General features: G+C 64.9%; 1 protein-coding gene. It reads right to left on the bottom strand.

The annotated features are described in order from the left end of the window. Positions 1-64: 64 nt before the first annotated feature. On the bottom strand, positions 65-1,231 hold a 1,167-nt coding region (istA, locus tag U1872_RS22430), incomplete at its 5' end, for an IS21 family transposase (RefSeq protein ID WP_332795074.1).

Below are 1,231 nucleotides of genomic sequence, written 5' to 3' on the forward strand. Positions count from 1 at the left end.
TGATGGGCGAGCAGCACCTGTGGCGTACCTGCGGTCGTGCCCACCGGCATGGCGTCCTTGTCCGTCATGCTGCCAGCACCGCATAGTCGGCCGCGCACGTCGTTTTGACGTCCATCTTGGGCACGTGCGGATACGCCGCTAAATCCAGGCGCGGCGGACGGCGCTCGATACGCGCCAGCGCGATGAGTTTTACCGCGTCAAAACCAGGTGCGCCCAACTGGACTGCCTCGGTCACGGCATCCGTGACGATGGGAAGCGGCATCGCCTCGAGCAGCCGCAGCACCTGGATGAACTCGCGTTTACCCTTGTTGCCCATCCGCGCCTCGAGCAGGTGGCGCAGATGCTGGAAGATGTCCGGCAGGTTCCAGTCCTGAAGGGCTGCCGCCTGGTCGAGCGCACCGGGCTTGGTCTCGATGAGCGCGAGGTAGTGCAGTGGGTTGGAGACGAATACGCCTTCGTCGTAGCAACGCGCGTGCCGGGCGATCTCTTCGCCCGCGCATATGATGACGACCTCGTCGACGAACCCCTTCACCATCACGTCGCGGTAGCCGTACGCGGTCGGCACCGAATAGTCGTTGGTCCGGTAGCGCACCATCGCAGTCGACGACACGCGCGCCGCGCGTTTCTCGCATGGCTCCAGTGGTACGGACGGCAGCGTGCGCAATGCCGATACGTCTGCCGCCAGCCGCTCGGCGATGGTCTGCGCGTGCTGACCGGCATGCTCGCCCTGGCGCGTGCGGCAGGACTCCTCGAACCTGGCGTTCAGGACATCGAAATTGGCAGCGACCGGCACGGGCACCATGAAGTTGTTGCGCGCAAACTTCACCAGCCCCTCGACCTTGCCTTTGTCGTTGCCTCGCGCTGGACGCGCAAAACGGTCCTGAAACAGGTAGTGGCTGACCAACTCGGTGAAGGCGCGTGTGCGCTCGCGCGTTCCATCGCCGCAGATCTTTGCCACGGCGATGGTTGTGTTGTCGTAGAGGATGGACAGCGGCACGCCCCCGAAGAACGCGAATGCCGACACGTGCCCGTCAAGAAACGCCTCGGTCGTCTCGCGCGGATACGCCTTGAAGAAGCAGGCATCCGACTGCGGCAGCGACATGCAGAAATAGTGGATCTTCATCCGTTCTCCACCGACGACCGCGACCGCCTCGCCAAAGTCGACCTGTGCATGCCCCGGCGGGTGCGCCAGCGGCACGAAGGTCTCGCGCCCGCGGGCCCTGCACAGCCG

Source organism: Parasphingomonas frigoris, assembly GCF_036663815.1.
In the GTDB taxonomy this organism is placed as follows: Bacteria; Pseudomonadota; Alphaproteobacteria; order Sphingomonadales; family Sphingomonadaceae; genus Sphingomonas.